The 20,470-nt window shown below is 72.9% G+C and carries 17 protein-coding genes; 8 read left to right on the forward strand and 9 right to left on the reverse strand.

Going from position 1 to position 20,470, the window contains the following annotated elements; genetic code table 11:
- Nucleotides 1-196: 196 nt before the first annotated feature.
- The gene (locus ACYVLT_RS09485; protein ID WP_461119756.1) at nt 197-4,753 is read left to right on the forward strand and encodes an ATP-dependent helicase; all 4,557 of its coding nucleotides are present in this window, start codon (nt 197-199) and stop codon (nt 4,751-4,753) included.
- A gap of 12 nt (nt 4,754-4,765) precedes the next feature.
- Here the strand turns inward: ACYVLT_RS09485 and ACYVLT_RS09490 are convergent, their stop codons facing one another.
- Complete coding sequence (locus ACYVLT_RS09490; RefSeq protein WP_461119757.1) at nt 4,766-5,761, reverse strand: 1-aminocyclopropane-1-carboxylate deaminase; 996 nt, start codon at nt 5,759-5,761, stop codon at nt 4,766-4,768.
- 1 nt (nt 5,762) lies between these two features.
- Nucleotides 5,763-6,380: a GntR family transcriptional regulator gene (locus tag ACYVLT_RS09495; protein WP_461119758.1), complete on the reverse strand. Its 618-nt coding sequence runs from the start codon at nt 6,378-6,380 to the stop codon at nt 5,763-5,765.
- A 307-nt stretch (nt 6,381-6,687) separates the two neighbouring features.
- Between ACYVLT_RS09495 and rox the strand changes: the two genes are divergently transcribed.
- Nucleotides 6,688-8,142 carry a rifampin monooxygenase gene (gene rox, locus ACYVLT_RS09500; protein ID WP_461119759.1) on the forward strand — a complete coding sequence of 485 codons (1,455 nt, stop codon included), beginning with the start codon at nt 6,688-6,690 and terminating at the stop codon, nt 8,140-8,142.
- Nucleotides 8,143-8,146: 4 nt separating this feature from the next.
- On the opposite strand, the gene ACYVLT_RS09505 is transcribed toward rox, so the two are convergent.
- A complete protein-coding gene (locus ACYVLT_RS09505) occupies nt 8,147-8,857 on the reverse strand; it encodes a VOC family protein (protein ID WP_461119760.1) in 711 nt (236 codons plus the stop codon).
- Nucleotides 8,858-8,967: 110 nt separating this feature from the next.
- Here ACYVLT_RS09505 and ACYVLT_RS09510 point away from each other — a divergent pair, with 110 nt between their 5' ends.
- Both ACYVLT_RS09510 and ACYVLT_RS09515 read left to right on the forward strand, forming a co-directional pair.
- Nucleotides 8,968-10,122 (forward strand): carboxylate-amine ligase, encoded by a 1,155-nt coding sequence (locus ACYVLT_RS09510; RefSeq protein WP_461119761.1) that lies wholly within the window; start codon nt 8,968-8,970, stop codon nt 10,120-10,122.
- 34 nt (nt 10,123-10,156) lie between these two features.
- Nucleotides 10,157-11,734, forward strand: a complete 1,578-nt coding sequence (locus ACYVLT_RS09515) for an alkaline phosphatase D family protein (protein ID WP_461119762.1) — start codon at nt 10,157-10,159, stop codon at nt 11,732-11,734.
- Nucleotides 11,735-11,791: 57 nt separating this feature from the next.
- Here the strand turns inward: ACYVLT_RS09515 and ACYVLT_RS09520 are convergent, their stop codons facing one another.
- The gene (locus ACYVLT_RS09520) at nt 11,792-12,556 is read right to left on the reverse strand and encodes a maleylpyruvate isomerase N-terminal domain-containing protein (RefSeq protein WP_461119763.1); all 765 of its coding nucleotides are present in this window, start codon (nt 12,554-12,556) and stop codon (nt 11,792-11,794) included.
- Nucleotides 12,553-12,966 (reverse strand): SAV_6107 family HEPN domain-containing protein, encoded by a 414-nt coding sequence (locus ACYVLT_RS09525; protein WP_461119764.1) that lies wholly within the window; start codon nt 12,964-12,966, stop codon nt 12,553-12,555. Before ACYVLT_RS09525 ends, ACYVLT_RS09520 begins: the two co-directional genes overlap by 4 nt.
- A 182-nt stretch (nt 12,967-13,148) precedes the next feature.
- Between ACYVLT_RS09525 and ACYVLT_RS09530 the strand changes: the two genes are divergently transcribed.
- Together ACYVLT_RS09530 and ACYVLT_RS09535 are read left to right on the forward strand one after the other, a co-directional pair.
- Nucleotides 13,149-13,649, forward strand: coding sequence for a YbaK/EbsC family protein (locus ACYVLT_RS09530; protein ID WP_360466218.1), 501 nt, complete (start codon nt 13,149-13,151; stop codon nt 13,647-13,649).
- Nucleotides 13,646-14,206, forward strand: coding sequence for a GNAT family N-acetyltransferase (locus ACYVLT_RS09535; RefSeq protein ID WP_461119765.1), 561 nt, complete (start codon nt 13,646-13,648; stop codon nt 14,204-14,206). Before ACYVLT_RS09530 ends, ACYVLT_RS09535 begins: the two co-directional genes overlap by 4 nt.
- Before the next feature lie 643 nt (nt 14,207-14,849).
- Here the strand turns inward: ACYVLT_RS09535 and ACYVLT_RS09540 are convergent.
- Nucleotides 14,850-15,476, reverse strand: a complete 627-nt coding sequence (locus ACYVLT_RS09540) for a CHAP domain-containing protein (protein ID WP_461119766.1) — start codon at nt 15,474-15,476, stop codon at nt 14,850-14,852.
- An 82-nt stretch (nt 15,477-15,558) separates the two neighbouring features.
- Nucleotides 15,559-17,238 (reverse strand): DUF885 domain-containing protein, encoded by a 1,680-nt coding sequence (locus ACYVLT_RS09545; protein WP_461119767.1) that lies wholly within the window; start codon nt 17,236-17,238, stop codon nt 15,559-15,561.
- A gap of 105 nt (nt 17,239-17,343) precedes the next feature.
- Here ACYVLT_RS09545 and ACYVLT_RS09550 point away from each other — a divergent pair, with 105 nt between their 5' ends.
- Nucleotides 17,344-17,994, forward strand: a complete 651-nt coding sequence (locus tag ACYVLT_RS09550) for a DUF3153 domain-containing protein (protein WP_461119768.1) — start codon at nt 17,344-17,346, stop codon at nt 17,992-17,994.
- Between the two features lie 15 nt (nt 17,995-18,009).
- Here ACYVLT_RS09550 and ACYVLT_RS09555 read toward each other — a convergent pair whose 3' ends face one another.
- On the reverse strand, nt 18,010-18,402 hold the full coding sequence (locus ACYVLT_RS09555) for a VOC family protein (RefSeq protein ID WP_461119769.1): 393 nt from the start codon (nt 18,400-18,402) through the stop codon (nt 18,010-18,012).
- A 9-nt stretch (nt 18,403-18,411) separates the two neighbouring features.
- The gene (locus tag ACYVLT_RS09560; protein WP_461119770.1) at nt 18,412-19,296 is read right to left on the reverse strand and encodes a methylenetetrahydrofolate reductase; all 885 of its coding nucleotides are present in this window, start codon (nt 19,294-19,296) and stop codon (nt 18,412-18,414) included.
- A gap of 105 nt (nt 19,297-19,401) precedes the next feature.
- Here ACYVLT_RS09560 and ACYVLT_RS09565 point away from each other — a divergent pair, with 105 nt between their 5' ends.
- Nucleotides 19,402-20,469 (forward strand): polyprenyl synthetase family protein, encoded by a 1,068-nt coding sequence (locus ACYVLT_RS09565; protein WP_461119771.1) that lies wholly within the window; start codon nt 19,402-19,404, stop codon nt 20,467-20,469.
- Nucleotide 20,470 lies beyond the last annotated feature (1 nt).

Consider the following 20,470-nt stretch of genomic DNA (forward strand, 5'->3'; position numbering starts at 1 on the left):
TCAAGCCGTGGTGATCGTGCCACAGCCCACCCACCACGCGAGGTCGCGTCGGTCGTTCGCGTCCTGATTCCCGGCGATCACGCTTTTCGATCGTCGGGAATCAGGACGCGAACGACCGACTTCCGGGCGACCTCGCCCGCCGTCTGCGGAGCAGCGGCAATCCAACACTGTCGGTGGGGTGGTTCAAGATGGGGGGATGGACGTTCTGGCCGCCTTCTCCCCCGCGACCCGGCAGTGGTTCGCCGGGGCCTTCGACGCGCCCACGGCGGCGCAGGTCGGGGCCTGGGAGGCGGCGGCCGCGGGTGAGCACGCGCTGGTCATCGCGCCCACCGGGTCCGGCAAGACGCTGGCGGCGTTCCTCTGGGCGTTGGACCGGTTGGCGGCCACGCCGAAGCCCGCCGAGCCGAAGCGGCGGTGCCGGGTCCTGTACGTCTCGCCGTTGAAGGCGCTCGCGGTGGACGTGGAGCGCAACCTCAGGGGGCCGTTGGCCGGCATCCGGCAGGCGTCGCACCGGCTGTCGCTGCCCGAACCGGACATCACCGTCGGCATGCGGACCGGTGACACGCCCGCCGACGTCCGGCGGGCCTTCGCGCGGACGCCGCCGGACGTGCTCGTGACCACGCCGGAGTCGCTGTTCCTGGTGCTCACGTCGGCCGCACGTGACTCGTTGCGCGGGGTGGAGACGGTGATCGTCGACGAGGTGCACGCGGTGGCGGGGACGAAGCGGGGGGCGCACCTGGCGCTGTCGCTGGAGCGGCTGGACGCGTTGCTGGAACGGCCCGCCCAGCGGATCGGGCTGTCGGCGACGGTCCGGCCGGTCGAGGAGGTGGGCTCGTTCCTCGCGGGCGGGCGGCCGGTGCGGGTGGTGCAGCCGAAGACGGCCAAGACGATCGAGGTGCGGGTCGAGGTCCCGGTCGAGGACATGTCGGTGCTGGGCGAGCCGACCGGCGAGGTGTCCGGCTCGGCGGCGGGTGCGGAGCAGCGGGCTTCGATCTGGCCCGCGGTGGAGCAGCGGATCCTGGAGCTGGTCCGGCAGCACCGGTCGACCATCGTGTTCGCCAACTCCCGGCGGCTGGCCGAGCGGCTCACGGCGCGGCTCAACGAGCTGTCCGAAGAGGCCGCCGAGGTGGTCGCCGACGTGGAGCGGTACCCCTCCGAGCTGGCCGGCCAGTCCGGCACCACGACCCAGCGCTCGGCCGCCGTCGCCCGCGCGCACCACGGCTCCATGTCACGCGAGCAGCGCGTGGTGGTCGAGGAGGAGCTGAAGTCCGGCCGGCTGCCGTGCGTGGTGGCGACGTCGTCGCTGGAGCTGGGCATCGACATGGGCGCGGTCGACCTGGTGGTGCAGGTGGAGGCGCCACCGACGGTGGCCTCCGGGTTGCAGCGCGTCGGCCGGGCCGGGCACCAGGTCGGCGCGGTGTCGCGCGGGGTGGTGTTCCCGAAGTTCCGGGGCGACCTGGTGTCGTGCGCGGTGGTGGCGGAGCGGATGCGGGACGGCGCGATCGAGGCCGTGCGGTACCCGCGCAACCCGCTGGACGTGCTGGCGCAGCACGTCGTGGCGATGGTGGCCATGGACACGTGGACGGTCGAGTCGCTGTCCGGGCTGGTGCGGCGGGCCGCACCGTTCGCCGCGCTGCCGGAGTCCGCGTTGCAGGCGGTGCTCGACATGCTGTCGGGCCGGTACCCGAGCGAGGAGTTCGGCGAGCTGCGGCCCCGGATCACGTGGGACCGGATCACCGGCGAGCTGCGCGGCAGGCCGGGTTCGCAGCGGTTGGCGGTGACGTCGGGCGGCACGATCCCGGACCGCGGGCTGTTCGCGGTGATGACGCCGCCGTCCGAGCGCGGTCCCGGTTCCCGGGTCGGCGAGCTGGACGAGGAGATGGTCTACGAGTCGCGGGTCGGCGACACGTTCCTGCTGGGCACGTCGTCGTGGCGGGTCGAGGACATCACCCACGACCGGGTGATCGTGGTGCCCGCGCCGGGTCAGCCCGCGCGGATGCCGTTCTGGAAGGGCGACGCACCCGGCCGCCCGCTGGAACTGGGGCGGGCGTTGGGGAAGTTCCTGCGCGAGGTGTCCACCATGGACGACAGCGGTGCGGCGGAGCGGACCACGGCGGCCGGGTTGGACGCCTGGGCGACGTCGAACCTGCTGGCGTACCTGGGTGAGCAGCGCGAGGCGACCAGGCACGTGCCCAACGACCGGGTCGTGCTGGTGGAGCGCTTCCGCGACGAGCTCGGCGACTGGCGGCTGGTCGTGCACTCGCCGTTCGGGGCGCAGGTCAACGCGCCGTGGGCGTTGGCGATCGCGGCCAGGCTGCGGGAGCGGCGCGGCATCGAGGTGCAGGCGGCGCACTCCGACGACGGCATCGTGATCAGGTTGCCCGACGCGGTCGACCTGGACGGCGCGCAGGTCGTGGCGGGCGCGGACGACGTGCTGCTCGACCCGGAGGAGGTCGAGCAGGTCGTGGTGGCCGAGGTCGGCGGGTCGGCGTTGTTCGCGGCCCGGTTCCGCGAGTGCGCGGCGCGGTCGCTGCTGCTGCCCCGGCGTGACCCGCGCAAGCGCTCCCCGTTGTGGCAGCAGCGGCAGCGGGCGGCGCAGTTGCTGTCGGTGGCGGCGAAGTACGAGAGCTTCCCGGTCGTGCTGGAGGCGATGCGCGAGGTCTTGCAGGACGTGTACGACGTGCCCGGTCTGCGTGAGCTGATGGCCGACATCCGGGCGCGGAAGGTGCGCGTGGTGGAGGTCGAGACGCCGTCGCCGTCGCCGTTCGCCCGCAGCCTGCTGTTCGGGTACGTCGGGATGTTCCTGTACGAGGCGGACGCGCCGCTGGCCGAGCGGCGGGCGGCGGCGTTGTCGCTGGACTCGGCGCTGCTGGCGGAGCTGCTGGGTTCCGAGGCGATCCGGGAGCTGCTCGACCCGGAGGTGGTCGAGGAGGTCGAGCGCAACCTGCAACGCCTCGCGCCGGACCGGCACGCGCGGGACGCGGAGGGCGCGGCGGACCTGCTGCGGTTCCTCGGCGACCTGTCCGAGGCGGAGGCCCTGGCCCGCGGCGTGCGGCCGGAGTGGTTGGCGGACCTGGTGGCGCAGCGGCGGGCGATCCGGGTGCGCATCGCGGGCCAGGACCGGGTGATCGGGATCGAGGACGCGGGCCGGGTGCGCGACGCGCTGGGCGTGGCGTTGCCGGTGGGCGTGCCGGAGGTGTTCACCGAGCCGGTGGCCGACCCGCTGGGCGACCTGCTGTCGCGGTACGCGCGCACGCACGGTCCGTTCCCGGCGCTGGAGGCGGCGGAGCGGTTCGGGTTGGGCGTGGCGGTGGTGACGGGTGTGCTGGAGCGGATGGCGGCCACCGGGCGGTTGGTGCGCGGTGAGCTCAGGCCCGGCGGCACCCACACCGAGTACTGCGACGCCGACGTGCTGCGGCGGTTGCGGCGGGCGTCGCTGGCCCGGCTGCGGGCCGAGGTGGAGCCGGTGGAACCCGCCGCGCTGGGCCGGTTCCTGCCGGGCTGGCACGGGGTGGGGCGGCGGCTGCGGTCCGCGCCGACGGTGGACGACGTGTACTCGGTGGTCGAGCAGTTGGCGGGCGCGCCGCTGCCCGCGAGCGCGGTGGAGTCGCTGGTGCTGCCCGCGCGGCTGCCCGGCTACAGCCCGGCGCTGCTGGACGAGCTGACCGCGTCCGGCGAGGTGACGTGGACCGGCTGCGGCTCGCTGGCGGGCGGTGACGGCTGGATCGCGCTGGCGCCCGCGGACGTGGCCGACCTGCTGCTGCCGGACCTGGTGCCGGAGGCGATGCCGGACTCGTCGCTGCACACCGCCGTGGTGGAGGCGTTGGGCGGTGGCGCGTTGTTCTTCCGCCAGCTGGTCGACCGGGTGTCGTTGCAGGGCCCGACCACGGACGGCGAGGTCGTCGGCGCGTTGTGGGACCTGGTGTGGGCGGGTGTGGTCACCAACGACACGCTGGCGCCGCTGCGGGCGCTGGTCGCGGGTGGCGGCACGGCGCACAAGCCGCGGCGGGCGGCGCCGCGCGGCCGGTACGCGCGGATGCGGTCGGGCCGGCCGGACATGCCCAGCCGCACCGGGCCGCCGACGGTGGCGGGCCGGTGGTCGTTGGCCGTGGTGCCGGCGGTGGACGCGACCCGGCGTGCGCACGCGCGGGCCGAGGCGTTCCTGGAGCGGCACGGCGTGCTCACCCGCGGCGCGTTGGACACCGAGCGGGTGACCGGCGGGTTCAGCGGCGTGTACCGGGTGCTGCGCGCGATGGAGGAGTCCGGCCAGGTCGTGCGCGGGTACGTGGTCGAAGGGCTCGGCGCGGCGCAGTTCGCGGCACGGGGCGCGGTGGACCGGTTGCGCGCGTCGTCCCGACCGCCCGGCCAGGAGCACGTGGGCACGTCGGAGGCCGTGGTGCTCGCGGCGGCCGATCCGGCCCAACCCTACGGCGCGGCGCTGACCTGGCCGGAGCCGTCGGGCGAGGGCAAGCACCGGCCGGGCCGCAAGTCCGGTGCGCTGGTGGTGCTGGTGGACGGGCTGGCCACGCTCTACGTCGAGCGGGGCGGCCGGTCGCTGCTGTCGTTCACCGAGGACGAGGTGCCGTTGCAGGCCGCGGCGCAGGCGCTGAGCCGGGCGGTGCGGGACGGTTGGCTGGGGCAGTTGGCGGTGCAGCGCGCGGACGGCGAGGTCGCGCTGGGCTCACGGCTGGCGGGCATCCTCCAGGACGCGGGCTTCCGCGCCACGCCCAAGGGGCTGCGGCTGCGGGCGTGACGCGGCGCCCGGTCAGCGGAACAGGGAGCTGTAGGCGTTGAGCGCGGGTTGGCCGCCCAGGTGGGCGTACAGCACCGTGGCGTCGCGCGGGATCTCGCCGGTGGAGACCAGTTCGACCAGGCCCGCCAACGACTTGCCCTCGTACACCGGGTCGGTGATCATGCCCTCCAGCCGGGCGCCGAGCTTCATCGCCTCCACCGTGGCCTCACCGGGCACGCCGTAGATGCCCTCGTGGAACCGGTCGTCGAGGATGACGTCCTCGTCGGCCACCTCGACGCCGAGCAGGCCGGCCGTGTTCTTGGCGATGCGGGCGATCTGGCCGCGGGTGTCGCACGGCTCGGCGGAGGCGTCGATGCCGATGACCGTCCGACCGCTGCCCGCGAACCCGGCGACCATGCCCGCCTGCGTGCTGCCGGTCACCGAGCACACGACCACCGTGTCGAACCGCACGCCCAGCTCGGCCTCCTGCCGTTCGACCTCGGCCGCCCACCCGGCGAACCCGAGCCCGCCCAACGGGTGGTCCGACGCGCCCGCCGGGATCGGGTACGGCTTGCCGCCCGCCGCGCGCACGTCCTCGATCGCCTGCTCCCACGCCGGTTTCACGCCGATGCCGAACTCCGCCTCCACCAACCGCACGTCGGCGCCCATCAGCCGGCTGAGCAGGATGTTGCCCACCCGGTCGTACACCGCGTCCGGCCAGTCGACCCAGCTCTCCTGCACCAGCACGCACTTCAGCCCGGCCCGCGCCGCCGCGGCGGCCACCTGCCTCGTGTGGTTGGACTGCACGCCGCCGATCGACACCAACGTGTCGCAGCCGGTCGCCAACGCGTCCGCGACCAGGTACTCCAGCTTGCGGGTCTTGTTGCCGCCGTAGGCCAACCCGGAGTTGCAGTCCTCCCGCTTGGCCCACACCTGCGCGCCGCCGAGGTGCGCGGTCAACCGCTCCAGCTTGTGCACCGGGGACGGGCCGAAGGTCAGCGGGAAGCGCGCGAAATCGTCCAGCGCCATGTCAGTTCTCCTCCAACAGGTCGGCCAACGTCGCCCAGTTCCGCTCGACCAGCCGGGCCGCGAGGTCGGCGTCGGCCGCGGCGAAGGCGGTGGTGATCTCATCGTGCATCGCCACCGAGTGGCGGCCGGTCGGCGCGGCGAACCGCAGCCGTTCCAGGCGGCGCACCAGCGGCGTGTAGCGCTCGATGGTGGCCATCAGGGCGAAGTTGTCGCTGCGCCGCACGGCCACCGCGTGGAACTCGTCGTCCGCGGCGAGCGCGGCGCGCACGTCGCCGGTGGCCAGGGCGTGGGCGAACGCCGTGTTGGCGGCGCGCATGGCGTCCAGGTCGGCCTCGACCACGCGCGGGACGGCCAGCCGGGCGGCGAGCGCGTGCATGGTCTGGACGACGATGTGCGCGTCGCGCACCGCCGCGGTGTCCAGCGGCGTCACGCGCGTGTAGCTGTGCGGCTTGCTCTCGACCAGGCCCTCGTCGGTCAGCCGGGCCAACGCCTCCCGCACCGGCGTCCGCGACAACCCCAGCCGCTCGGCCAGCTCCACGTCCTTGATCGGCACACCGGGCGCCAGGTCGCCGCCCAGGATCGCCTCGCGGATCGCGATCAGCGCCTGGTCCCGGAACAACCCCCGACTAATATATTGCATACGGAAGCACGGTAGACGCTCTCCCGGGTGATCGCCAGAGCACGGGTACGGGGCCGTCCTGCGAAACGGCCGATCGCGACGAACGATGTCGACATGAGGGGAACCGGACCACCGCCGGCGAGAAGGCGCGACGGGGAAACCCACTTCCCGCCACCTTCAACTTATAGCGCACAGGGGGTCTTGCGGCAAGACCCGGGTAGTACCGCAAAATCTGCGGCCGTGGTCGAACCCTGAGGAAATCAGGGATTCGCGAAGCAGCCGAAGTGCGCCGTTAATGGGGGTTCGCATGATTGACGTGATCGTGGTCGGCTGTGGTCCGACGGGCTTGATGCTGGCCGCCGAGTTGAGGCTGCACGGCGTGCGCGTCGTCGTGCTGGAGAAGGAGTCGGAGCCGACCAAGTACGTGCGCGCGCTGGGCCTGCACTCGCGCAGCATCGAGGTGATGGACCAGCGCGGCCTGCTGGAGCGGTTCCTCGCCCACGGCCGGCAGTTCGCGGTCGGCGGGTTCTTCGCCGGCATCGGCGGTCCGTGGCCCGCCGGCTTGGACACCGCGCACTCGTACATCCTCGGCATCCCGCAGACCACCACCGACCGCCTGCTGGCCGAACGCGCCACCGAACTCGGCGCCGAGATCCGGCGTGGCCGTGAACTGGTCGGGCTGAGCCAGGACGACGACGGGGTCACCGCCGAGCTGGCCGACGGCACGCGGCTGCGCTCGCGCTACCTCGTCGGGTGCGACGGCGGCCGCAGCACGGTGCGCAAGCTGCTCGGCGTCGACTTCCCCGGCGAGCCCAGCCGGGTCGAGACGCTGCTGGGCGAGATGGAGCTGACCGCGTCGCCGGAGACGCTGGCCGCCGTGATGGCCGAGGTGCGCAAGACCCAGTTGCGGTTCGGGGCCATGCCGCTCGGGGACGGGGTGTACCGCGTGATCGTGCCCGCCGAAGGGGTCGCCGAGGACCGCGCGGTCCCACCGACCCTGGACGAGGTCAGGGCCGCGCTGCTGGCGACCGCGGGCACGGACCTCGGCGTGCACTCGCCCCGCTGGCTGTCCCGCTTCGGCGACGCCACCCGGCTGGCCGAGCGCTACCGGGTCGGCCGGGTGCTGCTGGCCGGCGACGCGGCGCACATCCACCCGCCGACCGGCGGGCAGGGGCTGAACCTCGGCATCCAGGACGCGTTCAACCTCGGCTGGAAGCTGGCCGCCGCGGTCGACGGCTGGGCGCCGGAGGGGCTGTTGGACAGCTACCACGCCGAACGCCACCCGGTGGCCGCCGACGTGCTGGACAACACCCGCGCGCAGATCGAGCTGATGTCCACCGAGCCGGGGCCGCGGGCGGTGCGCCGGCTGCTGTCGGAGCTGATGGAGATCGAGGAGGTGAACCGGCGCATCATGGAGAAGATCACCGCGATCGGGATCCGCTACGACTTCGGCGAGGGGCACGACCTGCTCGGCAAGCGGCTGCGGGACGTCGGCCTGAAGCACGGGCGCCTCTACGAGCGGATGCACGGCGGCCGCGGGCTGCTGCTCGACCAGACCGGGCGGCTCTCGGTGGCCGGTTGGGAGGACCGGGTCGACCACGTCGTCGAGGTCAGCGAGGAACTGGACGTGCCCGCCGTGCTGTTGAGGCCCGACGGCCACGTGGCGTGGGTCGGCGAAGACCAGCGGGACCTCGTCGACCGGCTGCCGACCTGGTTCGGGGCCGCCACCACCGCGAGCCGCTCCGGCGCGGACACCGCCTGAGCGCTCAGCGGGGCGTGAGCACGCAGAACTCGTTGCCCTCCGGGTCGGCCAGCACCACCCACGGCACGTCGATCTGCCCCACGTCGGCCCGCACCGCGCCCCACGCCTCCAGCCGGGCCACCTCGGTCGGCAGGTCGCCGTCGGGGGGCGGTGCGAGGTCGAGGTGCAGCCGGTTCTTCACCGACTTCGGCTCCCCCACCCGCACGAACTCCAGCGACGGCCCGGCCTCCTGCCGCAGCGACGCGAAGTCGGCGTCCTCGCGCGTCACCGGCAGCCCGGTCAGACCGGCCCAGAACGCCACCTGCGCCGGCGGGTCGAACGCGTCCACCACGACCGCCGCCACCGGACCGGTGTGGGCGTACTCGTCGCGCTGCTCCAGCACGCAGAACTCGTTGCCCTCCGGGTCGGCCAGCACCACCCACGGCACGTCGCCCTGCCCGACGTCGACCGGTTTCGCGCCCGCCGCCACCGCGCGCGCCACGATCGCCGCCTGGTCCTCCGGCGACGTGGACGTCAGGTCCAGGTGCACGCGGTTCTTCACCACCTTCGCGTCCGGCACGGGCACGAACACCAGCTCCAGCCCGTCGCTGAGCGCCACGTCGACCTCGTCGTCGCTCTCGCCGGTGATCCGCGTGCCCAGCAACGCCGACCAGAACCGGCCCAGCGCGGCGGGATCGGCCGCGTCGACCACCACGTCGTACCACCTCGTCGCCATGGCCCGAAGGTAACGCCCGGGCGGTCGGTCCTGCCTCCGAAAAACGTGGTTCGGAAGCCCGACCGGGTGGTTGCCGGTGCGATCCCGCACCACGGGGAACCCTGGATCCCGTGACGGTGAGGCAGCACGCGCCACCCACGTTGGGGATCGAGGAGGAGTACTTCCTCGTCGATCCCCGGACGCGGACCGTCGCCGTGGGTGCGTCACGGGTCCTGCCGACCGCGCGACGGGCGCTCGGCGAGCAGGTCAGCGGCGAGTTCACCGAGTACCAGGTGGAGGCCAAGACACCGCCGTGCACCGGTATCGCGGAGGTGCGCGACCAGGTCTCGGGGATGCGGGCGGCGGTCCGGGAGGCGGCGGCGCGTGAGGGGTTGGCGGTGTACGCCTCGGGCACGCCCGTGCTGGGAGCGGACCGCCCGCCGCCGGTGCGCGAGGACGCCCGGTACCGGGAGGGGCAACGCCGGTACGGCGCCACGACCGACGCCGCGGCGGTGTGCGCGACCCACGTCCACGTGGCCATGCCCGACCGGGAGCACGCCGTCCTGGTCGGCAACCACCTGCGCCCCTGGCTGCCCGTCCTGATCGCGCTGGCCGCGAACTCGCCGTTCCACGACCACCGCGACACCGGCTACGCCTGCTGGCGCACCATGGCCACCCACCTGCTGCCCGTGTCCGGGCCACCACCCCGCTTCGCCGACGTCGACGAGTACGACCGGGCGGTCGCGGGCCTGCTGGAGATGGGCGCGCTGGTGGACGAGGCCACGTTGTTCTGGGACGTGCGCGCCAGCGCGCACCTGCCGACCGTCGAGGTCCGGCCCATGGACGCGATCGCCGACGTCGAGCAGGTGATCGCCCTCGCCGCGCTCGTCCGCGCCATGGCCGTCACCGCCCTCGACCGCGTCCGGCGGGGCGACACCGGTCCCGCCGTCGCCGATCACGTGCTGCGCGCGGCCTGCTGGCGCGCCGCCCGCGACGGCTGCACGGGCCAGGGCTACGACCCGCGCGACGACCGCCTGCGACCGGTGGCGCAGCTCGTGCGCCGGCTGCTGCACGACGTCGGCCCCGTCCTCGACGGGTTCGGCGAGCTCGACGTGGTCCGCCCGGTCCTGCACCGCCTGTGCCGGGACGGTGGAGGTGCCCGGCGGCAACGTCGTGCGCACGCCCACCGCAACGACCTGCGTGACGTGGTGGACCACCTGATCACCCGGACCGCCGCGGCCGGGCACGGGGTGCCCGCCTCACCGCAGCCCGCCGCACGCGGTTGACCCGGCCTCCCGGCCCGCGCGATACCTTTCCCCCATGGCTGACCTGGTTCTCGGTCCGGTGTTGCGGCACGTCGACTCCACTTCGGCCACGGTGTGGGTCGAGACGGACACGCCGTGTGAGGTCACCATCGCCGGACACCACGCGGAGACGTTCCAGGTGGGCGAGCAGCACTTCGCCCTCGTCGTGGTCGAGGGGCTGCCACCCGGTTCCGACACCGCCTACGACGTGCGACTGGACGGCGACCTGGTGTGGCCGCGACCGGACTCGCCCTTCCCGCCGCCGAGCATCCGCACCACGCCGGTGCGGCGGCTGCTGTTCGGCTCGTGCCGCGCGGCGAAGTCGTCGGACGGCACGGCGGACAAGCTCGGCCCGGACGCGCTGGACGCGTACGCGCTGCGGATGAAGGACGAGCCGCGGGACCGGTGGCCGGAAGCGCTGGTGCTGCTCGGCGACCAGGTCTACGCCGACGAGCCGACGCCGCGGATCACCCAGTGGCTGGCCGAGCGCAGACCGGAGCCGGCGGGCGAGGTGGTGTCGTTCCGCGAGTACGCCGAGCTGTACCACGAGTCGTGGGCCGACCCCGAGATCCGCTGGCTGATGTCCGTCGTGCCGACCTCGATGATCTTCGACGACCACGACGTGCGCGACGACTGGAACACCTCGCGGACGTGGCGCGAGCAGATGGCGACCAAGCGCTGGTGGCCCGAGCGCATCCGGGCGGGGCTCGCGTCGTACTGGGTCTACCAGCACCTGGGCAACCTCAGCCCGGACGAGCTGGCGCGCGACGAGCTGTACGCCAAGGTGCGGTCCAGCGGCGGTGACGTGCAGCCGTTGCTGGAGGACTTCGCCGAGCAGGCCGACCAGGAGGTCGACGGCGGCAAGTCGACCCGGTGGAGCTACCGGCGCGACTTCGGCCGGGTGCGGCTGCTGGTGATCGACACGCGCAGCGGGCGCATCCTGTCCGGGCCGCAGCGGCTCATGGTCGGCGAGCGGGAGTTCGACTGGATCGAGGAGAACGCCCACGGCGACTTCGACCACCTGCTGGTCGGCTCGTCCCTGCCGTGGCTGATGCCGCACGCGTTGAGCCACCTCCAGTCGATGAACGAGCGGATGGCGGGTCTGCCGGGGTGGCGGGGCCGGGTCGGCGAGAAGGTGCGGCAGGTCGCGGACCTGGAGCACTGGCCCGCGTTCCGGGCGTCGTTCGAGCGGCTGGCCCGGTTGCTGGAGCGGATCTCGAAGGCCGACGACGCGCCGGGCACGGTGTGCGTGCTGTCCGGCGACGTGCACCACAGCTACGCGGCGCGGGCGACGTTCCCGTCGTCGGTGGACGCGAAGGTGTACCAACTCGTGTGCTCGCCGGTGCACAACGACCCGCCGTGGGTGTTCCGGCCGGCGTTCCGGCTGTCGTGGTCGAAGCCGATCGCGCGGGTGCTGCGGTGGTGGGCGGATCGGCGGGGCATCTCGCCGGACCCCGTGGCGTGGCACAAGCTCAGCGGGCCGCACTTCGGCAACTCGGTGGGGGTGCTGGAGATCGAGGGGCGGGTGGCCCGCTTCCGGCTGGAGACCGCCAAGTCCGACGGGCTGGAAGAGGTCACCTCGCTGACGCTGTGAGCGGCTCGCCACGTCCGCCGCCGGGTGGGGGTCGGGCACCCGGCGGCGGACGCACGACTACTTGGTGGCCAGCCTCAGCAACGCCCACAGCTGGGCGATCGCGTCGTGGTCACCGGTGGTCGGCGGCAGGTCCCGGTCCGGGATCCGGCCCCACAGCCAGCGGTACACCTGCATCGGCGCGCCGATCACCTCGCCGTGCGCCGACGCCGCCTCCTCGTCGGTGACCAGCCGGGCCACCGCCGGGTCGGGGCCGGTCGTGGCCAGCCACACCTTGTCGCCCGTGCGGATCGCCACCGTCCCCTCCCGCGTGCCGCGCACGCCGAGGACGTCCAGCCGGTGTCCCAACCACAGCGTCAGGATCTCGTCCACGCCGTCCTCGGCCACGTCGTCGTCCACCGGGTCGATCGGCAGCCCGGCCGCCGCCTGCACGTCCATCCGGTGCACGGTCGACTCGTGCGCCAGCCGCCGTGCCCAGAAGTTGTGGTTGCGCTCGGCCGGCCACCACGTCTCGCACGGGTCGTCCGGCTCGTGCGGCCGCAGCGCCCGCACCAGCGGCCGCACGCCCGCGCGGACGTAGTCCGGCAACGCCTGCCCCGGCTCCGGGTCCTGTTGCCACACCAGGGGTTGGCTGCCTTCCCTCAGCCACGTCGACACCATCCGGTACGTGCTGCCCACGTGCCGCGCCGTCTCCCCGAGGTTGAGCCCGGGGCACGCGGGCACCTGGCGTTCCGGGCGCTGTCCCTCGGCCGCCGCCGCCAGGCGCTCGGCTTCGGCTTCCACTACGTCGATCAGGCGGTCGTAGGCGACCAGTCCCCTGCTCACAGTCCGTCCTCGTACATGATCTCGTCGACCAACTCGGTGAACTGCGCCGCTTGGCGCACCAGGTCGTCGGCTGCGCGCTCGGTGACCTGCCTGGTGATGCCCGCCAGCACGGCCGCGCGCGTCGCCGAGCACTCGGCGAAGAACGCGGCCCACTCGCGCAACTCCGGCGCGAGGGAGGACAGCAGGACCCACACGCTGGTCGGCTTGGCCCGGCCCCGGTGGGGTCGGCCCCTGGCCGCCAGCACGGCCGCCGCCGCCCGCATCGCGGCCAGGTAGGCCGTGGCGAAGCGGGCGTGCGGCGAGGGATCCCGTTCGGCCTCGGCCAGGCACTCGCGGGCCTGTCCGAGCAGGGTCACCGCCGACGCCGGTGGTAGCGGGAGGGGAATGCGGCGGGGGAAGGTCTGAGTCATCTCGCGGCCTCCTCGCGGCGTCGGGACAGCGACGACCGCCGCGGGGAGACGGCGGCACTTGGTGGTGGGGCGCTTCCCCCGCCCCACCACCAAGGCATTGCTCGAACAAACGTTCGAGCCAGACCAGACTATCCTGCCGGCCCGGCACTCCTCAAGCCGACCGCCCGTGGTCTTATGAACAGGTGAGCGCACTCGACCACCCCGGCATCCGCAAGGTGGCCGCCGCACTGTCCGAGGCGGGCCACCACGAGGCCGCGAACGGGATCCGCGTGTTGGCCGACGCCGTCCGAACCGCCGCCGCGGCGGCCGACGCGGTGGGTGTGCCGGTCGGCGCGATCGCCAACAGCCTGGTGTTCGCCGCGGTCCGCGACGGCGTCGCCGCGCCGCTGCTCGTGCTCACCTCCGGCGCGCACCGGGCCGACACCGACAAGCTGGCCGTGCTGGCGGGTGCGGACTCGATCGAGCGGGCCACGCCCGAGTTCGTGCGCGAGCACACCGGCCAGGTCATCGGCGGCGTTTCCCCGGTGGGCCACCCGGCGCCGATCCTCACGTTCGTCGATGTCGCTCTTGAGCAGTACGAGGTGGTGTGGGCCGCCGCCGGGCACCCGCACGCGGTCTACCCGACGACCTACGCGGGGCTGCTCGACCTGACCGGTGGCACGTCCGCCGAGGTCGCCCGGTGACCGCCGCACCGTCCCGGCGGATCGTGACGTTGTCCGCGCGCGAGCTGAACTCCCGGCTGGACGAGGCGCTGGCGCTCTACGTCAGTGCCATGGAGTACCCGCCCGGCACGGCCGAGCAGCGCGCGCCCATGTGGTTGGCGCACATGCTGCGTGACGGCTGGCGATGCGTGGTGGCGTTGGGCGAGCAGGACGAGCTGGTCGGCATCGGTTACGGCTACCGCGGTTCGGTCGGTCAGTGGTGGCACGAGCAGGTGCGGCACGGGCTGACCATGATGTCCGGGCCGAGGGCGGTGGAGGAGTGGATGCGCGACTACTTCGAGCTGACCGAACTCCACGTCCTGCCTGGTGCGCAGGGGCGGGGTGTCGGGGAGCAGCTGCTGCGCAACCTGCTGGGTGGCGTGCCGAGCTCGCGGGTGCTGCTGTCCACTCCGGAGGGTCCGAGCAAGGCGTGGCGGTTGTACCGACGGGTGGGTTTCGTGGACGTGCTGCGGCACTACCAGTTCACCGGCGACCCCCGGCCGTTCGCCGTGCTGGGGCGGGTCCTCCCGATCACCTGACCCGTCGCCGCTGGTCGGCGGAGGCAGAGGCAGAGCAAGGGCAAAAGATCAAAAGCGTCCTCGCCGGACGGGCAGATCAGCAGGATGACCCCGACTACCCGGTCCTGCCCGGTCTCGTCGTGGGTCCGGACTCCGTGCCATCCCACCGACCTCCCTCCGGGCTACCACCCGCGTCAAGGGGGCGGCAGGAGACCCACACCGGGCAAGCCCGAACCCCGCCCCCTTGACACGCGCGGTAGGGCAGAGCCAGGTCGGCGGGATGACACGAAGCCCTCCTTTTGGGGAGAAGAGCAGCGGCACAACGACGCAACGGCATGAGGCAAGACCCCGGTCGTCCACTGGCGGGTTTCTCTCAAAGGAGGGGTCCGTGTCATCCCGCCGACCTGGCGCAGCCCTACCGCACGTGTCAAGGGGGCACCTTCCGACCCAACAGGAACGATGGGCTGGAACGGCCCCCTTGACACGTGTGGTTGCCCTTGTGGAGGTCGGCGGGATGACACGGACCCCGGCACACGCTGGGACGGGACTCGACCGCCCAACCCCGTCATCCTGCTGATCTGCCCGTCCGGCGAGGACGCTTTTGATCTTTAAAGCCCTGGCTTTCGCGCCCAGCACCGCCCACGACCACCCAGGTGGGCTGGCGCTAGAAGGGGGAGACGAAGCCCGACGCCTGGAGGTACCTGCCCGCGTTCAGACCCTCGATCTTGCGCAGCTTCGAGTACACGACCCGGTCGCCGAAGTTGCCCTCGACAGTCCGAACGTGAGTGGCCTTCCGACCGGTTCGGTCGTACTTGACCTCGACCACCAGACCGACGTGCGCGTGCATGTCCGGGTAGTTGCCGTAGACCACGGCGTCACCGGGCTCGACGTCGCGCTCCGCGATGTCCTTCCACCGGCCGTTGGCCCGACCCCACTTCTGCCAGTACGTCGCCCAGTGCCCCTGATCCAGCACGGACGCCCCCGGCGCGGGGCGCATCGACGGCCGGTCCGGCACGCCGGCGGTCGTCCACGCCCAGTTGACGAACACGCCGCACCACTCCGCGGGCCGCAGCACGCCCTGGCCCGCCACCTGGTACTGCGGCGGGTAGAGGTTGCCGGTCCCCTCGCGCTGGCCGACCTGGCGCAGGGCGTGGTCCACGATCTCCTGCCGGATGCGCCACTCGGCCTGGTCACCGAGCGGCTGCGCCTGCACGTGCGCCGGCGACCCGCCGACGAGCAGCGCGCCGGCCAGCACCGCACCGACCGCGGCTCGCACCGCACGTCCGGTCATCAGTTCCCCCTACGGTCGTCCGCTCACCCATCCAACACCGAGCCGGGTGACCTCGGCGTGAGGCCGAGGTCACCGGATCGGGTCAGAGTTCCGCGAGCCGTTCACGAAGAGTGTCCAACCCCATGGCACCCATCTCCAAGGCCTCCTTGTGGAAACCCTTGAGGTCGAACGCGGAACCGTGCCGGGCACGGGCGTCGTCACGGGCCGCCAGCCACAGCCGCTCGCCCAGCTTGTAGGACGGCGCCTGGCCGGGCCAGCCCAGGTAGCGGTCGATCTCGTCGTGCACGTGCGCCGCGTCGGTGATGGTCCGGGTGAGCATGAACTCCAGGCCCAGCTCCGGGGTCCACCGCTCACCCTCGTGGAAGCCGGTGCCCTTGGGGATCTCCAGCTCCAGGTGCATGCCGATGTCGATGATCACCCGCGCCGCGCGGAACAGGTGCGCGTCGAGCATGCCCAGCAGGTCGCCGTCGTCCTCCAGGTAGCCGAGCTCGCGCATCAGCCGCTCCGCGTACAGCGCCCAGCCCTCGCCGTGCCCCGACACCCAGCACATCAGGCGCTGGAACTCGTTGAGCTTCTCCGCCTGGTACACGGCCGTGGCGACCTGGAGGTGGTGGCCCGGCACGCCCTCGTGGTACACGGTCGAGACCTCGCGCCAGGTGGGGAACTCCTCCTTGCCGTCCGGCACGGACCACCACATGCGACCGGGACGGGAGAAGTCCGGGGTGGGGCCGCTGTAGTAGGCGCCGACGCCACCGCCGGGCGGCGCGATGCGGCACTCCAGCTTCATCAGCTCGTCCGGCAGGTCGAAGTGCACGCCGCGCACGTCCTGCAACGCCTTGTCCGACAGCTCCTGCATCCACGACCGCAGGCCGTCCTTGCCCTGCACCAGGTAGCGCGGGTCGGCGTCCAGCGCGGCGGCGGCCTCGGCGAGGGTCGCGCCCGGCTTGATCCGGTTCGCGACCTGCTTCATCTCGGTCTCGATGCGGGTGAACTCCGCCCAGCCCCACTCGTAGGCCTCGCCCAGGTCGAGGCGGGAGCCGGTGAAGTAGCGGGACTGCAAGCGGTAGACGTCCTCGCCGACGGCGTCCTTCTTCGGCGCCTTGGGCGCGAGGTCGTCGCGCAGGAACGCGGCCAGGTCGCCGTAGGCCTCGGCGGCGGCCCTCGCGCCCGTCTCCAGCTCGGTGCGCAGCGCGCCGTCCGCGGGCGCGTCGGCGATCAGGGCGGCGAAGAACGACTTGCCGCCGGTCCGGCCCGACCACGTGTCGCACTGCTCGGCAACCTTGCCGACCTGCCGCAACGCGGCCACGTGGCCCTGGTCGGCGGCGTGGGCCAGGCCCGCGCGCAGGTTCGCCACCGCCTCGGGCACGGCGGTGAGCCGCTTGGCGATCACGGCCCAGTCGTCGGCGGTGTCGGTGGGCATCTGGTCGAACACCTCGCGCATCGACTGCACGGGGCTCGCGATGACGTTGAGGTTGCCCTCCATCTGGCCCGCCTCGTGGAGTTCGACCTCCAGACCCACCCGCTCCAGGAACACGGCCTTCGCGTCGGCCTCCGACTTGTCCGCGGGCTCGGCGGCGTTGATCGCGGCGAGCGCGTTGCGCGCGAGTTCCTCGCGGGCGGCGTGGCCCTCCGGCGAGTAGTCGGTGAGCCGGTCGTCGTGGCCGGGCTTGCCGATGAACGTCGCGGTCAGCGGGTCCGCCGCCGCGTAATCGGCCACGAACTGGTTGCTGATGCCGTGCACGCCGGCGGAGGAGGGTGACATGAGCCGCACGTTACCTGCGGGCGGTGTCCCTCCAACAGGTAATTAGCCACGCTCACGATCGTGTACCTCCGGTCAACTTTTGACCGTGGCCGGCAGGATGGCCGCGTGCCCAGGGCCTCCGCGCTCCTCCTGCCGGTCTTCCTCCTCGCGATGCTGTCGCTGACGGGGTGCGTTCGGCTGCACGCCGCGATGGCGCTGTCCTCCGACGACCGCGTGTCCGGCGAGATCACCGCCGCCACGCCGCCGACCAAGGACAACGACCCCGGCCCGCAGCTGAAGGTGCCGCACGAGCTGGCGGGCAAGGTCACCACCAAGCCGTACAAGGTGGACGACTACGTCGGCACGCAGCTGTCGTTCAGCGGGCTGACGTTCGACGAGGTGCAGGCGCTGTCGGCGGCGACCAGCGCCTCGTCCAGCCGGTACCAGCTGACGTTCCGGCGGTCCGGCGACCTGGTGACGCTGTCGGGGTCGGTCGACCTCACCCAGGTGCCGCCGGAGCGCGCCGACATCCAGGTGAAGATCAGCTTCCCGGGTGAAATTGTCGACACGAACGGGCGAGAGGAAGACAACGCCACCATCTCGTGGTCGCCGAAGCCCGGCCAGGCGTCGATGTTGACCGCGACGGTCCGGTACGCCGGCGCGAACTCGGTGTCCTACTTCGGCTGGACCATGCTGGTGGCCGGGCTGACCGGCGGGGCGGCACTGATCGTGGTGGTGCTGGCCGTCGTCGCCCACCGCCGCCACCGCGTCGCCTGAGGGGCCGCGGGTCGCTCAGACCAGATTCAGTTGCCAGGAGACGCCGAAGCGGTCGTTGGTCCAGCCGAACTTGCGGCTGAAGCCGTAGTCGCCGAGCGGCATCAGCGGTTGGCCCCCGTCGGACAGGGCCGCGTACAGGCGGTCGATCTCGTCCTCGGTCTCGCAGCTCACGTACAACGACACCGCGGGCGTGAACGTGAACTCGTGCTTCTGCGAGCTGTCCATGCACCCGTACGTCCGCCCGGCCAGCGTGAACGTCGCGTGCACCACGGAACCCTCCGCCCCGGGCCCCTCGGGCCCGTAGCGCGAGATGGTCAGCACCTCCGAGTCGGCGAAGAGCGACATGTACAGCGTCATCGCCTCTTCGGCCCGGCCTTCGAACATCAACAGGGTGGTGATCTCCGCCATGGCCGCAGCCTAGGCGCGGGCGGGCACCAGACCCAGGCGGCCGACGATCTCCCGAGTCGCCTTCGACCGGTTGAACGTGTAGAAGTGCAGGCACGGCACGCCTTCGGCGAGCAGCCGCTCCCCCACCTCGGTCACCAGGTCGATCCCGGCCGCGCGGAAACCCGCCGGGTCGTCGGCGTACGGGTCGAGCCGGCGCGCCACCGAGTCCGGCACCGACGCGCCCGACAGCTCCACCGTCTTGGCCAACGTCCGCGGCGTGGTCAGCGGCATGAGGCCCGGGATCAGCACCGTGTCGCAGCCCAGCGCCGCCACCCGGTCGCGCAGGCGCAGGAAGTCCTCCGGCTCGAAGAACAGCTGCGCGATCGCGAAGTCCGCGCCCGCCCGCAGCTTGCGCACCAGGTACTTGGTGTCCTCGTCCAGGTCCGTCGACCGCGGGTGGCCGTACGGGGACGCCGCCACGCCGACGCAGAAGTCGCCGAGCTCGCGGCACAGCCGGACCAGCTCCTCGGCGTAGGTCAGGCCCTCCGGGTGGGGCACCCACTCGCCGTTCGGGTCGCCGGGCGGGTCGCCGCGCACGGCGAGGATGTTGCGCACGCCGACGGCCGCGTACCAGCCGATCACGTTGCGCAGCTCGGCCACGGAGTGGTTGACCAGGGTGAGGTGCGCCATCGGCAGCAGGGTCGTCTCCTGCGCCACCCGGCCGGTGGTGCGGATGGTCCGGTCGCGCGACGACCCGCCCGCGCCGTAGGTGATGGACACGAACGCCGGGTCGAGGGCTTCGAGCTCGCGGATCGCGCGCCAGAGGATGGTCTCCTCGGCCTCGTCGCGCGGCGGGAAGAACTCGACGGAGAACACGGGGGACCCCCCGCGCAGGCGCTCGACCACCGACGTCATGCCGGCCAGCCTAGAGGTACGTCCGGACAGTGGGAGATTCCTTTCACTGGATGGGACCAGCCCCCCGGTTGGGCACGCGGCGGGAGCAGAGGTGACCATAGACGGGTGCCGCCCCACCCGTTGGACCTCGAACTGCCCAAGCACGTCGACGAAGCGTTGGCAGGATACCTAGCCGACCGCCGGGCACTGGGTGCGCGCATGGAGGAGAACTTCACCGGCGCCGTGGACGCCCTGGCCGACTTCGTCCTCGGCGGCGGCAAGCGGGTCCGGCCCACGTTCGCGTGGTGGGGCTGGCGCGCCGCAGGCGGCGACCCGGAGGGCGAGCTGGCCGGGGCCGTGCTCACCGCGGTCAGCTCGCTGGAGCTGATCCAGGCGTGCGCGCTGGTGCACGACGACCTGATGGACGCCTCCGAAACCCGCCGCGGCATGCCCACCGTGCACGTCCGGTTCGCCCGCAAGCACCGCGACGAGGGCTGGTTGGGCGAGCCCGAGCGGTTCGGGCTGGCGGCGGCGGTGCTGATCGGGGACGTGGCGCTGGCCTGGGCGGACGACATGCTGTTCGCGGCCGGTCTGCCGACCGACGCCCTCCAGCGGCTGAGCCTGCCGTGGCGGGACATGCGCACCGAGATGCTGGCGGGCCAGTACCTCGACGTGCTCACGCAGGCGCGCGGCGACAGCTCGCCGGGCGCCGCGCTGCGCATCGACCGGCTCAAGACCGCCGCGTACACCGTGGAACGGCCGCTGCACATGGGCGCGGCGATCGGCGGGGCGTCACCGGAGCTGGTGGACGGCCTGCGCTCGTTCGGCACCGACATCGGCGTGGCGTTCCAGCTGCGCGACGACCTGCTCGGCGTGTTCGGCGACCCCGCGGTGACCGGCAAGCCCGCAGGCGACGACCTGCGCGAGGGCAAGCGGACGCTGCTGGTGGCGCTGGGCATGGAGTTCGGCGCGGACGTGCTGCACGAGGCGCTGGGCAAGCCCGACCTGAACGTCGCCCTGGTGGACCAGGTCCGCGCGCGGCTGCGCGAGGTCGGCGCGGTGGACGCGGTCGAGGAGCGGATCGCCGAGCTGACCGAGTCCGCGCTGCGCGCCCTCGACCGGTCGCCGATCGCCGAACCGGCCGGTGAGCGGCTCGCGGAGCTGGCGATCAGCGCCACGAAACGGACCTCCTGAC

The organism is Saccharothrix stipae (genome assembly GCF_054781895.1).

What these genes read in the sequence shown, in the direction of transcription:
- ACYVLT_RS09485 (WP_461119756.1), top strand. Translation starts at nt 197, where the DNA reads ATGGACGTTCTGGCCGCCTTCTCCCCCGCGACCCGGCAGTGGTTCGCC.
- ACYVLT_RS09490 (WP_461119757.1), bottom strand. Translation starts at nt 5,761, where the DNA reads ATGGCGCTGGACGATTTCGCGCGCTTCCCGCTGACCTTCGGCCCGTCC.
- rox (WP_461119759.1), top strand. Translation starts at nt 6,688, where the DNA reads ATGATTGACGTGATCGTGGTCGGCTGTGGTCCGACGGGCTTGATGCTG.
- ACYVLT_RS09505 (WP_461119760.1), bottom strand. Translation starts at nt 8,857, where the DNA reads ATGGCGACGAGGTGGTACGACGTGGTGGTCGACGCGGCCGATCCCGCC.
- ACYVLT_RS09515 (WP_461119762.1), top strand. Translation starts at nt 10,157, where the DNA reads ATGGCTGACCTGGTTCTCGGTCCGGTGTTGCGGCACGTCGACTCCACT.
- ACYVLT_RS09525 (WP_461119764.1), bottom strand. Translation starts at nt 12,966, where the DNA reads ATGACTCAGACCTTCCCCCGCCGCATTCCCCTCCCGCTACCACCGGCG.
- ACYVLT_RS09540 (WP_461119766.1), bottom strand. Translation starts at nt 15,476, where the DNA reads ATGACCGGACGTGCGGTGCGAGCCGCGGTCGGTGCGGTGCTGGCCGGC.
- ACYVLT_RS09545 (WP_461119767.1), bottom strand. Translation starts at nt 17,238, where the DNA reads ATGTCACCCTCCTCCGCCGGCGTGCACGGCATCAGCAACCAGTTCGTG.
- ACYVLT_RS09555 (WP_461119769.1), bottom strand. Translation starts at nt 18,402, where the DNA reads ATGGCGGAGATCACCACCCTGTTGATGTTCGAAGGCCGGGCCGAAGAG.
- ACYVLT_RS09560 (WP_461119770.1), bottom strand. Translation starts at nt 19,296, where the DNA reads ATGACGTCGGTGGTCGAGCGCCTGCGCGGGGGGTCCCCCGTGTTCTCC.